This is a genomic window from Anaerocolumna sp. (assembly GCF_032079385.1).
GTDB lineage: Bacteria > Bacillota > Clostridia > Lachnospirales > Lachnospiraceae > Anaerocolumna.
In genome coordinates, this window is the sequence record NZ_DAMAUC010000020.1 from 1 (window position 1) to 16,321 (window position 16,321).

Consider the following 16,321-nt stretch of genomic DNA (forward strand, 5'->3'; position numbering starts at 1 on the left):
TACCCCATATTGGGCAAAGTGTACTATTGTTAGTAGTCTAAATTTTTATTTAATTTGTAATAATTCTCTTATGATTGTTGAACTGTTTCTTCTCTTGTTCCAATATAGAGCTTTATTTTATCTATGCGCTTTTTCTTAACACTTTCAATTTTAAAAACCAATCCATCCAATTCAATAGTACGGTCATCTTGGTCTCTTGGTATTTCACCAAGTGTATCGATTAATAGACCTGATATGGTTTCAAAATTATCTGAACTGATATTTAAATCCAATTTATAATTTAACTCATCAATTGGTATCATACCATCAATTAAATAAGTAGAATTGTCGATTTTTTTAATTTTAGGTGCATTATTATCATATTCATCATCAATATCACCCATTACTTCTTCTACTAAGTCTTCCAGTGTTACAATACCGGAAAATCCACCGTATTCATCAATTAATATGGCAATTTGCGTCTTAGATAACTGCATTTCTTTAAATAACTCATCAATATTTTTACTATCCGGAACTAAAAAAGGTTTATTCATAATAGATCTTATATCAATATTGTCAAATCCTTTTTTTATAGCTTCACGCATAAAATCCTTCATGTATAAAACACCAATAACGTTATCAACGTCATCTTCGTAAACAGGAATCCTTGAATATTTTACTTCCAATAATTCGTCAAGATATTCTTCCATTGGCTCTAATATATCTATGGCAAAAACATTAATTCTTGGTGTCATTGCTTCTTTTGCCAAGGTATCATCGAATTCAATAATGGAATCAATCATCTCTTTTTCCTTTTTATTAATTACACCGCGTGCTTGTCCTTCTTCTACAAGAGATTTAATTTCTTCTCTGGAAATCATGTCCTGTACATTTTCATTTTCGTTACCGAAGATTTTCATTACTAAATTGGTGGTTCCCGTTAAAAGTCTGATAAAAGGATATGCAAATTTGGAAACGGCACCAATGGGTTTTACAGAAAACATGCTGATTGCTTCCGGATTACGCATAGCAATTCTTTTTGGTACTAATTCACCAAAAACCAAGGTAAAAAATGAAAGTATTAAAGTAACTGTTATTAAAGAAATTTGTCCGCTGTACGGAACCCGCAGATCTGTCAACCATCTGCTTAAAGGATCTGAAAGTCCTGTTGCGGCAGATGCACTTGAGAAAAATCCAGCAAGTGTAATTGCAACTTGAATCGTTGATAAAAATTTGGTTGGTTCATCATGAAATCTTTGAACCAAGATGGCTTTGTTGTTTCCTCCGTCTGCTAACTTTTTAATCTTATTCTTGTTAACAGATACCATAGCCATTTCGGCACATGAGAAAAAACCATTGATTAGAGTTAAAAATAAAAGCAATAGTATTTGCATCAAAATACTATCCCCGTCGGGGTCATCGTCCATGTATCGTTCCTCCTAAAAAAATAAAAAATAATAATTGGTTAATAAATGATTATGTATTATAACATATTTAAATCACTTTTGCAAGTTTTGCGCATAATATAAGGCTGCAATTCCTGTTATAGGCTTTATCAATCCCATTAGTAATAAGAACTACAATGTAGTTCTGCTTTCAAACAACTAAAAACAAGCATCTTTTTTTAAGATTCTCATGGACGCTTTTTTATATTAATTCTTCATTTTCATATTGGTAACTTTATCTGTTGTTTTATCCTCTAAAGATCCACCCGTCAAAATGTTAACTTTAGGGCTTTCTGATTTATTACTCCACATCTATAATTATTTTTTTACATGAAGAACAGTAAAAGGCTTCTTTTGAAGCAGAGGTAAGAGGAAAGTATTTTGATATTACAATACCATTTCTGGCAACACTATATTTTGAAGGTCCTTTTCTCCTTTCACCTTCAGGTGACCAACTTAATGTGTCATAAACATCAATAGAACCTAATTTCATTTCTTTATTGCAATAAGGACATTGCATTTGTTTTCTCCTTAAAATAATTAATCTAACCAAAAAAACGGCTCAGAATTATCACATAAAGTAATGCCATTGAAAATGTAGTTTTACATGTGATAATTCTGATATACCGTATCTAATCTTATATTATATTAACCAAATAATGAAAATGTTAAAAATAGTGTTGCAGTTAAAGAGGCTACCAAAGAAATAACTGTAATCTGTGTATTTATGGACGGTCCTGCCGTGTCTTTAAAAGGATCACCTACCGTATCACCGACTATCGTTGCTTTATGAGTTTCTGAGTTCTTTCCTCCATTATGGCCGGCCTCAATATATTTTTTACTGTTATCCCAAAGTCCCCCTGAATTAGACATAAATAATGCAAAGATTAACCCGCTGACAATGTTGCCTGTAATAAAGCCTCCAATAGCCTGCACTCCTCCAATAAATCCAACTAAGATCGTTGCCAATATCGTCATTAATCCTGCAGGTATTAATTCTTTCAAAGCACCATCCGTAGCTATTCGAATACATTTATCATATTCGGGAACCGCATCTTTATGACCTTCTTTAAGGCCTTTAATTTCCCTGAATTGGCGATGGATCTCTTCCACCATACGTTGGGCATTCCTGTCAACTCCAAGCATTAGCATAGCAGAAAAAACAGGCGGTATGGCTGCACCTACTAATAAACCAAAGAAAACGACAGGATTAAGCACGTCAAATCCAGTTAGTACTTCTTTTCCCATCTCCAGTGCCCCGGCATTCACTTCACTTATAAAGGCTCCTAACAAAGCAATAACTGTAAGTCCTGCTGCTCCAATAGAGAATCCTTTTGTAATAGCTTTTACCGTATTTCCTGCACTGTCCAAAGAATCTGTAATTTCAAGTGCTTTATCTCCCAGGTCCCCCATTTCAACCAGACCTCTGGCATTGTCAACAATGGGCCCATAAGCATCATTGGATATAATCATGCCTACGATAGAGAGCATTCCTACTGCCGACATAGCGATTCCAAACATAGGATATCCCTCACCTAAAGGTTCACAGATTTTATAAGCTGCCAAGGCAGATAATCCAATGCCGATCATAGACGGCAAAGTACTCATCAGTCCATAAGAGATACCGGATAATATAGTAAATGCAGGTCCTGACTCGGAGGCTTTTGCCACTGCATGAACCGGTTTTTTCGTATCGTTGGTAAAGTAATCACTGGCGATTCCAATCAGAACACCTACACATAAACCAATTACGCTGGCTATCCAGATTCTCCACTCAAAATTAAAAAGATAGGTAGCCAAAGCGGTGAGTACTCCATATATTATTGTAGTTACATATGTATTACTATTTAATGCTCTTGTAGGGTTTCCTTTGTCATTCATCTTGGCAGTTAATACACCAATAATGGATGAAAACAAGCCAATTGCAGCATAGCAGAATACCATGCTCATATTCATGCTTCCGCCGGTAATTTTATCTAAGGCAGATGCCATAACGAGAGCCGCCGCCATGGAAGCAACATTAGAGTCAAATAAATCCGCTCCCATTCCCGCCACATCACCAACATTATCCCCTACATTGTCCGCTATAACAGCAGGATTCCTGGGATCGTCTTCCGGTATTCCAAGTTCTACTTTTCCCACTAAGTCTGCACTAATATCCGCTGTCTTGGTAAAAATACCGCCTCCAGCCTTTGCAAATAGTGCCATAGAGCTTGCCCCAAAACTAAAACCCAAAAGTGCAGTTGTATTATCAGTAAACATCAATACCAAGGTTACGCCAAGTAAACTGGAGCCAACTACAGCCATGCCCATAACTGCTCCACCACGAAAGCCAGACATGAAAGAGGGTTTGATTCCCTTTGTAGAAGCTTCTGCTGCTTTTATATTGGCAATGGTTGCTATACTGATACCAACCTTGCCTGCAACAGCAGAAAAACAAGTTCCAAACAGATAGGATACAGCCATAGATATATTATCCATCAGATTCCCAGTCCATATAGGAACAGGCAAGAGAATAAATATAATAATAGCTGCCACTGCACAAAAACGTCCTAATGTTTTGAATTCCTTTGCTAAAAAGGTATTTGCACCATTACGAATCAATTGACCTACTTCCTCAATCCTTTTGTTAGAGGAAGGCTGTGAAGCCACCCATTTGTACAGCCAAAAGGCAGCTCCAAATGCGAGTAATGAAACAATAATAGATGCGTAGTAGAACCATGAAACTTCAATTTTCAAAATACTCATCTCCTTACATTTATGTAATTGTTTATAACAATAACGTTCTGGTATTTTAAACAAGTTCATTTTCTTTTCTGCAGTTTATTATGTCTTAATTTATTGACAGATGTATCCCTATCCCGTTCAGACCTGTATGCCCATCTCCTTATTTCTAAAAAATTTACACTACATATATATTATGATTTGTTAAATTTAAATAGTATTATAGATAAGACAAAACTTATCTTTTCAACAATCACTATAAATTGCTGGAAAATAATTATTCACAATTAACAGATCTCCGATATTTTTATGTTATGTATCACTATTTTTCACTTTATATTTCTTCGTTCTGAATAGCCGGTTTTAATTTCGTCCAATCTGTATAACACAAATCAAAAATCATACCGCCATTGCTGTTTTGATAAACCGTTTGAAATCCATTGCGCAATTCCTCCGGTGTTTTCAAATCAGGTAGGCTGATAGATCCTATTAAATCTACTTTCTCATTGGTTAGTATGTTACCAAGAGTTACATATTTTTCAATTTGCTCTTTGGTATCATAATAGCACCCAATCATAATAAAATCAATATTATCTAAATAGCTTGCTTTCGCATATTCTCTTGTATAAAGAGGCGGAAGCGGAAAATCCAGTCTTTCATTATAAATAAAACTTTCATCTGCCCAATTGACCCCATTTTGATAGTATGTTTCATACCAGGAACCTACATATGCAGCAAGTTTAATGTCCCTGTTTTGATTTTTGCCATACTGATTAACCAATGCTCTTAAACGATTGGAGAAATTACTAATTACCAAACTTCTAAAAGTTATCCATTCAAAATAATGCTTTCCAAGCACCACAGTCCCATCTGGACCGATAGAATAAACATCGGCAGGCCAATTATCTAACGCCTTATTCTTACCTGTTAAATAAGCAATAAATTTTTCTTTTGTTTCTTCGCTGAAATCTGCATACTGATGATCATACCTGGCTCTATCCAATATAACACCATCGATAGAATAGTTCATAAGAACTTCTTCCACTCTTTTTAATTGGAAATCCTGTACTTCATCATTAGCCGGGTTAACATATAAAAGCATAGCGTTTCTTTTAGTATGTAATACACTTTTAAGCTCACCCTTGTCTTCTGGTGCCTGAATTACCTCTGCCCATCCCGGATGCTTATCCGGAACATGAATGGCATAATCTTCTGTTGATATATTACCTTCTACAAAGAAATTAAAGCTGGCATATACTTTCATATTATGTTTATGGGCAATTCTTACGAATTCCTCTAAGAAATCAATTTCCATTTCTGCCTTTTTTCTGGGATCTCTTGTTTCGGTTATATAAGGTGCATGTGTAAGAGTAGCTTTTTTATATGCGGCAAATCCTTCACAGCCTTTTACATCAACAGCAAATTCAGTAATTCCGGCATCTTTGGCAGTGGCAATTACTTGCTCCATTTTCTCCACCGTATTTAAGGTTTTAGCATTCACAAACTGCTCTACCCACATAATCACTTGCTTATCTTTATTTAAAGTTTTTTGTTTCTTCTTAAATACAATTCTTTTTTGATTTGCATAGTTTAATAATTGTCCAGCTTCATAGAGAGAAAGGTCAACGTAATTCACACCATCGTTTAGTTGAAGTGATATAAGAAAACCGAAGTCATCCTTATCAGTAATTTCTACTATTTTTTCTTCTACAAACTCTCCGGAAGCGCCGTATTTTTTCACTTCAATTTTATATTCTGCAGATGTTAATGGATTTCTTATGAAACCTGCAAGCTTTAAATCCCTTTCCTCTGTAGTACAGTAATCTCCATTTAACAAAGATATGGATGCTTTCATTTCTGCCTGGCCTGTTAATTGCAGAACTTCCTCCAAGGAGATTTTTGTATTGTTCATTCTCAATTTTATAATATCTCCATTGTTAAATTTCTCTGCAAAAAAGCTTCGAATCCCTGAATTTTCATAATCAGAATCATAAGAAAGAACCATAAACCCTCCATCTGGAATTTCAACATCCACCGATTCGGTAAAAGAAGGTTTTATTCCCTTGTCAGGGACTTTATTTATTACTTTTGTTACGGCCATATTCGAATCTACAACCACCGCAACACATCCTGTTTTCATTTCATTACTTACAATAACTGGATTCCCCCCAGTAAATAAAATAACAGCATTATCTTTATCCATAAGAATATCCCCATTATCAGGGTTAATATAATCGATGGATTTTACTTCACCTTGACTGATAAAGTCATATACAAAGGTGGTTTCTATTAATAAACCCGGTAAACTATAATTTTTATTCATATTCATATCCAGTGTCAAATTTGATTATAGAAATATCTCTGTCTACAGATATAATATTTCTCTTAGCAGTTGTAATACTTCAATTTTAGTTATACTTTCGCTTTCAAATGTGACACTGCCACAAAATCAAATTGAAAGAATCCTTTCGTGGCAGCCTTTCTATAGTTATATTTTCTTTCAACATTTAAATAATGGATGAAGAAGCTTGTTCTTCACACTTTTCTATATGGCTCTTTGCAGTTTCTGTTTCACACTTTACCGCAAAGTAAAGGGCTGTTGCAAAATAGTTATTCTCAGATACAATTCAGAAAATTGAATTTTCAGTTCATAGAATCTTATCTTAAGATTCATTGCTAAAATTCAGCTATGCTAAATTTAATCTCAGAATGACAGTTAATTGTTTTGCAACAGCCTCTCTGAATCACAACAACTGATTTGATATAGATTCCGTTGTTCTTGATTTATTTTCTCTTGATTGATTATAGTGCTTAATAAAATATTGCAAATATAATACATCTAATATATATAGCTGTACCATAGTTGTGGAAGAAGCTCCTCCCTCCAACGGTCCTTCATTGGAACCGCATAATAAAACCACATCGGCGATATTGGTTAGGGAGGATTTCGCAAATCTTGTGATACAGATTGACTTACAACCATTTTTCTTAATAAGTTTATGGATTTCAATCATGTCTTTTGTTGAGCCGGAATATGAGACGATTACCGCCAAATCTCTGCTATCAAGTAAAGATGCAGCCATATATTGCATATGACAATCAGAAACATATTCCACATTAGGCAGAATTCTCATGAATTTTTGCTTTCCTTCTAATGCAATTACGCCGGAAGAACCCATTCCAAAAAAATGGATTCGTCTCGCAGCAGAAATTAGATCTACCGCTTTCGAAACAGCATCAAAATCCAGAACATGAAAGGTTTCATTTAAAGCTGCGATGTTAGTGGATAACGCCTTTTCACAAACGGTTTTGACATCATCATCCGGATTTATAGTTCCAACCAATACGTTATTACTGCCGTTGGAATTGGATATATCCTGAGCCAGCAGCATTTTAAATTCCTGATAACCATTTAGTTTAAGTGCTTTGCAGAAGCGGAACACAGTAGTATCTCCCACTCCGCACATTTCTGCCAAATCTGTTATAGAAGTATATAATACCCTCTGTGGATTCTCAAAAATAAAATCTGCTACTCTCTTTTCTGATTTTGTAAACTTTGCATAATTTCCTTCAATGGTTGCAAAAATCCCGTTCATTATCCGTCTCTCCTTTTATCTTTTAACCTTTCTACCTTAATGCCGGTGTAAAGACGCTCTTCTTCACAATTGTGACATGGCTGCCCAGGCAGCCCCATATGTCACATGTAATCTCTGAGAGATATGATAATTATACCCTCCGTCTTATTTACACTCTTATAGCATTAACAAATCTCTTAGTAATCTCCATAGGACGAGTGATTGCAGTTCCCACTACTGCCGCATGTACACCACTATCAATTGCTGCTTTTAATTCTCCCGGAGACCATATGCCTCCTTCCGCAATAACAGGTATCTTTAGTGTACTGGTCAGTTGCTTCATTAAAGAAATATTAGGAAGCTCCGTATCTTGCGTGTCATTCGTATATCCGCATAGGGTAGTCCCCACAAGATCAAATCCTAATTTTTCCGCATGAATGCCATCTTCTAAGCAAGAACAATCGCCCATAAAAATCATATCTGGATATTTGCTTCGAATTTTCTTAAAAAACTCATCCAATGTAATACCAAAGGGACGAAGTCTATCAGTTGCATCTATTGCAATAATATCCGGTTTACTTTCCATAAGTGCATCTACACATTCTTCTGTAGGTGTTATGTAAACCTCACTGTCCTTAAAATTCTTTTTATATAAACCTATTACTGGCAAATCAACTGTTTCTTTGATTTTTGTAATGTCTTCAGGAGAATTTGCACGAATTCCGCAAGCTCCTCCCAGCTGAGCTGCATATGCCATTCTGGACATGATATAAGAGCTATAAAGAGGCTCATTATCCAGTGCCTGGCAAGAAACAATTAACCCACCCTTAATTTTGCTAAAAACTTCTGTCTTCTTATTCATTGCTTTGACCTCCAGATATATATACCAAAGCGTTGGGCTAAAGCTAAGCTTGGTCCAATCCGTCAAATCAATTCTACCTAATTTTACTATATAGTATATTCTTTTACAATAGATATTGATTTTATAGTATATATGTAGTTTATTTTTATATTTTATAATTGGCATCAAGGCCAATCTCAAACATTCTTCTCCACGGCATATATACTTGATTGATACATACCTTTTCTGCTATAGAAGATAATTTTGAATCCACAAATTCCTGTAACGTTTCCCGAACTAACTTACTTACAACACCATTACTTTCTTTTACATCAAAGTAGTTCATTCCAAGGCTGTCTAATTTTTGTTCGGTTACATATTTACGAACAACAGCGCAGTAACCTGCATCTTCAATATATCTTTCTACCAGAAAATCTCTGTGCTCCTTACAATCATTTCTATAAAGATATAAAACCCCCTGACTGATAGCAGTTCCAAGTGTATTGGAAGAAGTATTCCATCCTGCATACCCTGCAACTTTCATTAATAGGTCCTTTTTATTCAGTAAAGCGATTAATTCTAAGTCTGCTCCATTGGCAAAGGCATTATCACCTATGGTAACGGGTCTGCCCTTCTTTAACTGTTCTTCAATAAACAGAACAAATTCCGTCAGATTTCTTTCTACGCAATAATTCTGATTTTTTACAGGCTGGGCAGATGCTTCTAACATTTCACCAGCAGGTGCACTGACTGCAAGAATAAGGTCTGCTTCTGCCGGGGACTCTGTTTGCATACACCCGGCAGACATAATCTGATATTTTAAAGTTTCGCCCAAGGATCGATCTTCATATGCAGGAATTATATATGGTGCATGAATAGAAGCATATTTTATATAAATATTAGGGATTCTTCCATTTATATTATTGATTACCCTTGTAAGGAGTGTCATTGCAACTTCATCTGCGCCAGGATACATTAATACCTGGTCTTGTAGTAGTTCATTTGTTATCTTTTCTCTTACAATTTCCTGATCCATTGCAGTAAAACCATATTTAGCGGAATCATCCTGAGGTATAATCAGAAAATCAATATAACCTTCTTTTACATAATCCAAAGATAATAAATTCAAAGAAAGATTCACTTTACGTCTCTTAGTATAATCCTCCAAATACTGACTTTTTACTTTTTTGTGTAAATCAGCCAGCTCCTTATCAGTTTCTATTCCTAATCTGGCTTTATGCTCTAATTCACCTATTTTATGAATTTCTGCTCCGCATTCTTCATAATAATCCGGTTCTTCATCATCAGAAGAATATTTAGGACATCTCATAATACAATGGAAAGCGTATATTTTCAGATTCTTATTTTCTTTCTTTAACTCTTTGAGAATTTCTAGTCTTTCCCTAAGTTCTTCTTCACTGGAATGATGAAGTCTTGACGGAATCAAACCTCCATAGGCAAGAGTATCAATAGATATTACTAATCCATCCGCATCTTTACAGGATTCTTTAAGGAATTCCTGGATGTCCGATGTATTTGCAGGTGTTTTTTTATCTCCTAATTTATCCGGTTTTATAATTTGAAAATCTAAGTTTAAAAAACTTGTTTCTTCAACTGGCAATTTCTGATGTGACACAAAATTGCTGTCGTTATTAACTGGTGCTGTAGCACCGGAATTGCAGCTATTATCGAATAATTTATATGGAAAATGATAATTACAAGGTCTTTCATCCAGTGGAAGTAATACTATTTTTTTCATGACTTAAACCTCCATTTTCGTATAATCCCAATGTAATTGAATTCCCTCTTTAACTAATACTTGTTGGAAATCCTCCATTCTATTTTCTAAAATCTCTTCTAAACTTACATTACAATCCATTGCATAAGCTGCTAATAACCCGGCAACTTCTCCAACATTCCATTCCACCGGATGCAGACGGTAACAACCATTGGTAAGATGGGTACATCCAATATTTTTACATGCTGGAATCAAATTCTTAAGTCTTACCGGAATCATTGCAGACAATGGAATTTCAAAAGGATAAGTAGCATCATAAAGGAAAGAGTGGGTTTTGGTAGTCAAATGAATATCAATAGCGTAATGTCCCACTCCTACAGAATCTTTCACAGTTGGGGGTACTTTATTAAATTTTTTACTTACATCCTGCTCACAAATGGTTTTCTTTGCAACAATTCTTCTGGATTCTCTTATATACGGTGCTTTAGCAATCCCATCCTCTGTTCCCATAATATCAGGTCTTAATCCAACCGGATATCCAAAGCCGCCATCTGCCCTTGGTGCATCATTTTGAAGCCAGTAAACAAGGCACATGGTTTGCTCTCTTGCCAGCTTTCTGTTTTCTTCTGCATCTTTATCATCATATATATTACCTAAGCTAAAGTCATTCTGAGGTATATTTATCAGTGAAACTTCTTTCACAGATGGATCTTTATAATTCTTTGTATCAATAATTCTTCTATAGCTCCATAAGCCTAAAGGCTTTTCTGGCACTTCATTATCAAACATAGAGAATAATACCTTTTTCTGTGTTTCAGCTTCCGGGGCATACCAGCTGAATAATTTATTATTATCATAAGTTACATCTAAATTCTTAAAGAACTCATATTTTTCTGGTTTTGGAATCTTGTAATCCCCCTCCGGATTTAATTCTAATGCTACAACCCAGGTAATTGGCTGCATATCATGGGGATTTCCAACTTCCGGAGCATGAAGTTCTCCTGTTTCTTCTTTGCTTTCCGCACCGGTTCTATATTCAGCATGAACAACTGGTAACAAATCTCCGCAATCGGTAGCATCTAAGAAATAATCTGCTTCTATTACTTTTGTTTCCTGACTCTTTGTATTTTTTACGGTAACTGACTGGATCACATCGTTTGCTACCAGGCTGTCTACTGGTGCAGTGTAATAATCAATTAACAAGGTTTCATTTTGTATAAATGGCTCTAAATAGGAGTTTAGAATCTTAAGTGCCACTTTGGGTTCATGGGCAATTCTGGATACCCAGGAATTACCGGGACAAAATCTGTCCTTATTCTTAATTTCATCACTGATATTGGGTAAATTTCTGTAATGATTTCTAACATCCTGTCTATATTTTAGATAGCTTCCTGCTGCACCGAATTCTTCTATCCATTTATGCTCATCAGGAGGAACAGCCTGAGTCGTTAACTGACCTCCCACCCAGTCCGTTTCTTCACACATATATACTTTTTTCCCTTTTTTTGCGGCACTGATTGCTGCCTGCACTCCGCCTAAACTGCCACCTATAATAGCAATATCAAACTTCATCAATTCTCTTTCCCCTTTTCTGTATTCTTTCAATGTTTTAACCATTACATTTCCCAGCTGCAAGCATATGGAAGCCTCTGCTTTCAAACAGGATACTCTGCTTACAGACTTGATACTGCCACAAGTTAAAGAATCACATTATGGCTTTCCATCATTAATTTTCTTTCAACCTTACTATAAATCTCTTATTCTATCCTATCAGCCTTTAACTGCACCTGCAGATACATCGTTTTTGATATATTTGAAGATAAAAGGATATGCACACAGGATTGGTATAATGGATATTAAAATATAACTCATTTTAATATTATCCCAGAATGGTAACAGCTCCGGCATAGATTGCGCAACATCCATAGGATTTCTGCTTAAAAAGTTTTTAATATACATAGGAACCGGATATATACTTTGGTTTGATGTAACATAAAGTATAGAGCTGTTAATGTTGTTCCAAAAACTGATTGCAGTAAAGAATGTTACCGTTGCAATCATAGGTGATGCTATTGGGAAAATAATTTTAAATAATATCTGAAAATTATTTGCACCATCTAATTTTGCAGATTCCTCCAGTTCATCAGGAATGCTTTCATAAAATCCTTTTAATAATAGTAAATAATAAACCATAACTACGGTAGGTAATATAAGTCCCCATATGGTATCTGTTAATCCAAGTGCATTTACTACTAAAATATTAGGAGCGATTCCACCTGAGAATAACATAACAATCATAAAGAACAGCATCATCGTTTTTCTAAGGGGCATATCCGGTTTTGATAAGGGATATGCAGCCATTGCCATTGAGGTTACTGATATTAAAGTACCTACCACTGTGATAAATATGGAATTTCCAAAAGATTTAATAAATCCCATATCTGTTAATACATATTTTAAAGAAAAGAAATTAATTTTTTTCGGGAAAATATTAATGATTTGACCCGGTGATGATAAACTTACTGCTATTACATTTAAAAATGGTACAAAGAAAAAAGCTATTAATAGTACACCAACGATTTTAGTTATCACCTGAAATACTTTTTCATCATTAAATCTTCGAAACAGATGCGGGAACTTTAACAGAATAATCCACCTTGCCACTTTTAATGACGGCATCGCAAAGGATAGCGGAACTACAATAAGTGAAATAATAAAGTACAGAATTTCAGCTTTATCAAATTTTGCATAATAGATTCTATCTGTTTTTGTTTTTAATTTTATTACTCTATTTATATTCTCCAGTGCAAATACCGCCCAAATTAATGCATAAACCAAATCCAGTTTAAAATTAATGGATGCACTTAATTTTACATAAATGATTTGTTCCAATAGAATTGCTAAGGAAATAATACCTCCCGTTAACAAAACCCTGTCAAGAAATCTTTGTTGTTTCTCAGCTTTTGTTAATAATTCATTATGTTTTGATTTCTTCATGCTCACGCCTCCTTTTACCAAATACCTTTGTTGAAGAATTTTTTAGAAACAAAATTGCCTCCAACAACAAGTATCAACGCTACCATGGAATTAAAGAATCCTACCGCTGTGGATAGTGCATATTGAGGGATTAAAGCGGATTGTCGAATTAAACGATAAGTATAAGTACCCAATATATCACCTGATTCCTGAACGAATGGTGAATAGAATACAAAGACTTGTTCGAATCCGGCATCCATCAAGAATCCAATTCTTAATATAAACATAACCGCAACTACCGGCATAATTCCGGGAAGTGTGATATATTTGATTTGCTGCCATTTTGAAGCACCATCAATTTTTGCAGCTTCTAGTTGATTTCTGTCCAAAGCAGTAATAGCCGCCAAATATGTAATAGTACTCCAGCCAATATCTTTCCAGGCTGTTGTTGATACAATAACGGATCGGAAAGAAACATTACTGGTTATAAAATTAAATCTTTCATGTCCCAACCATTCCAGAATGTTATTTACTAAACCGGTTTCTTTATTCAATATTGCGATAAAGATTCCTCCTATGGTAGCCCAGGATAAAAAGTAAGGAAGATACATGGTAAGTTGTAAAGATTTCTTTACAATTTTTCCTTTCATTTCACTAATTAATATAGCAAGCACAATAGGAATAGGAAAAACTATAATTATTTTCATAGTACTGATAATTAAAGTATTACGGAGAGCATTTAACACCTGTGGATTACTAAATATTGTTTTAAAATTCTTTAATCCTACCCAATTTGCCTCCAAAATACCAGCTAATGCCGAGCTGCTGCCAAATAAGTTTGGATTTTCTTTAAAGGCCATAACCAATCCAAGCATTGGAGTATAATAAAATAAGATGGCAAACACAACCGCTGGTATGTAGAATATAAACAAGTTACCATTGCGCTTTAATTGCTCACCAAAGCTAACCTTTACTTTTTTCTCTTTCACCTTTTTCACCGGCTTTACCTCCTGTTTTTAAATAATATAACTCACCAAAATACGTAGTGGACAAATGTTATATATTCACACCTTTTAAGTTGTCACCTACGTATTTTGGTGAATCCATCTGCCTGTAAACAGGCAGATGGTAATAACATTGTCCAATATTATCTAGGTTGTACGGTATTAAATGAATCTTTTAATTCCCAATTCTGATACCATTCATTTACGGAAGCTGTAATTTCTTCACCTTGTAATCCGTTAAATACGGCTTTGATATCATCAACAGATAAACTAGTACCTTTTTCAAATAAAGTAGTAACTAAAGTATCTTTTACCTCAATATTAGCAGCTGTGTAATAAGTATCATAAGCTGTGTTTGGAGGCATTACAGTTATTGGATTTTGAATACCGGTTTTTTCAATATTGTAGTTTGCAATACTAAACATCTTATCTTGAGCTTCTGTTTTTCTTGTACGGCATAACCAATAGGTAGCATAGTCGTCTTCTCTTATACCATCCATGAATTTGTCAGCCAGACCTTGTTTTTCATCAAATGTAGGTAAAATTGGATAATACTCTCCGTTTTCTACTGTATAAGTTTCACCTTCTGTACCTAATACCATCTCTAAGAAGAAATCTTTATCAAGTTTTTTATCTGCCCAGTCAATCACTGCTGCAGCTTGTTCTGGTGTTGAATACTTAGGAATAACAGTATAAAAACCGTAGCCTTGTTTAGCAAATACTCTAACTGCGTTTGCATCTCCTTTGTTTTCATCTGGTACAAGTGCCTGAATGTAAGAAATGTTGTCATCTGTAGCAGCTGTATCCGTTGCTTCTATAGTTGCTGCATTCCAGTGAGGAATACGTCCTGCACCTACAGTTCTTGCTTGTAATGATTTAGCAGCACCTGCATCATTAGCGGTAGCCTGATATTGGATTAATCCATTATCAAATAGGTCTTCCATGTACTTCATGTAATCTTCAAATCCTGGCTGATTAATAGCATATTCCAATTTACCATTTACTTCAGCCCATTCATTGTAGATGCCAAAAGCAGGCAGGATATTTTCCTGATAAACAGTTTGTACGTCAATTGCCATTGCTTTTCCACCAGCAGGTACCTTTGTAGCAAAGAATGTTAACATAGCCTTGAAATCTGATAATGTCATGGAATAGTTGTTTTCTTTTGATGGAACTGGAATCTGAGCATTTGGATTTGCTGTATTGTATTCATTTAGCCAATCTAATCTGAAAGCGATTGCTGTATCAGACGCTAAACGTGCATTCTTTTGTGGAATTGCATAGATTTCACCATCTTTTGTTGCTGTTTGCCATCCAAAATCTGTTATAACTTCTTTTAAATTAGTAGAAGCATTTACATATTCTGTAATTGGAAGTAATGCATCCATTTCTAGTAATGTATAGAATTGTTCTTTGGATACTTTTACAGCCTGATAGTCAGACTTTAACATAAAAATGTTAGTGATTGCAGTCTGTGCATCAATTGGATCAGCTGGTGCCTGATCATAATAAACATCATAACCAGTATGTTCTTTTACAAGCTGTGCTGTTGGGCTATTGTTGAATTGTTCGGTTTCAACCCCTGAACCCATACCGAAATACTTAAAAGCATTTACTTTTTCGTAATCTGCTAATGTTTTTGCAGTTCCCTCTCCCTCATTAGGGGTTTCTGCAGTTTCTGTTTTACCTGTTGTTTCTGTTTTTGTTTCAGTATTGTCCTCCTCACCTTTTTTGCTGCATCCAACCACAGTAAACATTGTTGCTAAAATAAGCAGCATGGTTAATACTTTTGCGATTTTTTTCCCTTTCATCACAATACCTCCATATAATATTTATTTTAATTATTATTCAATACAAGAAAAGTGTTCTGTCCTGTGTAATAAGCAATGGCTTTTCCATATGAATAATAACTAGAATCACCTTTTGTGGCCTAACTGCGGATATTCTACTCAACACAGACAAGTTTCTCCGCTTACGCTACCTGCTCATAACCTCATTGCCACTACGTGGCATTTCAGAGAGCTTAAACTCCTGCTGAA

The 16,321-nt window shown here is 35.0% G+C and carries 11 protein-coding genes; all 11 read right to left on the reverse strand.

Going from position 1 to position 16,321, the window contains the following annotated elements:
* Positions 1–68 precede the first annotated feature (68 nt).
* Entirely contained in the window at positions 69–1,406 is a 1,338-nt protein-coding gene (locus RT261_RS15015; RefSeq protein WP_313133682.1) for a hemolysin family protein, read from the reverse strand.
* 319 nt (positions 1,407–1,725) lie between these two features.
* The gene (locus tag RT261_RS15020; RefSeq protein WP_313133798.1) at positions 1,726–1,944 is read right to left on the reverse strand and encodes a PF20097 family protein; all 219 of its coding nucleotides are present in this window, start codon (positions 1,942–1,944) and stop codon (positions 1,726–1,728) included.
* Between the two features lie 128 nt (positions 1,945–2,072).
* A complete protein-coding gene (locus RT261_RS15025; protein WP_313133683.1) occupies positions 2,073–4,163 on the reverse strand; it encodes a sodium-translocating pyrophosphatase in 2,091 nt (696 codons plus the stop codon).
* A 319-nt stretch (positions 4,164–4,482) separates the two neighbouring features.
* Positions 4,483–6,471: a family 10 glycosylhydrolase gene (locus RT261_RS15030; RefSeq protein WP_313133684.1), complete on the reverse strand. Its 1,989-nt coding sequence runs from the start codon at positions 6,469–6,471 to the stop codon at positions 4,483–4,485.
* A 421-nt stretch (positions 6,472–6,892) separates the two neighbouring features.
* Positions 6,893–7,744 (reverse strand): MurR/RpiR family transcriptional regulator, encoded by an 852-nt coding sequence (locus RT261_RS15035; RefSeq protein ID WP_091685821.1) that lies wholly within the window; start codon positions 7,742–7,744, stop codon positions 6,893–6,895.
* A 148-nt stretch (positions 7,745–7,892) separates the two neighbouring features.
* Entirely contained in the window at positions 7,893–8,585 is a 693-nt protein-coding gene (locus RT261_RS15040; protein WP_313133686.1) for an N-acetylmannosamine-6-phosphate 2-epimerase, read from the reverse strand.
* A 145-nt stretch (positions 8,586–8,730) separates the two neighbouring features.
* Positions 8,731–10,323 (reverse strand): DUF4127 family protein, encoded by a 1,593-nt coding sequence (locus RT261_RS15045; protein WP_313133688.1) that lies wholly within the window; start codon positions 10,321–10,323, stop codon positions 8,731–8,733.
* Between the two features lie 3 nt (positions 10,324–10,326).
* The gene (locus RT261_RS15050; protein ID WP_313133689.1) at positions 10,327–11,919 is read right to left on the reverse strand and encodes an FAD-dependent oxidoreductase; all 1,593 of its coding nucleotides are present in this window, start codon (positions 11,917–11,919) and stop codon (positions 10,327–10,329) included.
* Between the two features lie 153 nt (positions 11,920–12,072).
* A complete protein-coding gene (locus RT261_RS15055; RefSeq protein WP_313133692.1) occupies positions 12,073–13,299 on the reverse strand; it encodes a carbohydrate ABC transporter permease in 1,227 nt (408 codons plus the stop codon).
* A 14-nt stretch (positions 13,300–13,313) separates the two neighbouring features.
* Complete coding sequence (locus RT261_RS15060) at positions 13,314–14,276, reverse strand: ABC transporter permease (protein ID WP_313133694.1); 963 nt, start codon at positions 14,274–14,276, stop codon at positions 13,314–13,316.
* A gap of 149 nt (positions 14,277–14,425) precedes the next feature.
* Positions 14,426–16,093, reverse strand: coding sequence for a hypothetical protein (locus RT261_RS15065; RefSeq protein ID WP_313133695.1), 1,668 nt, complete (start codon positions 16,091–16,093; stop codon positions 14,426–14,428).
* Between the last annotated feature and the right edge of the window lie 228 nt (positions 16,094–16,321).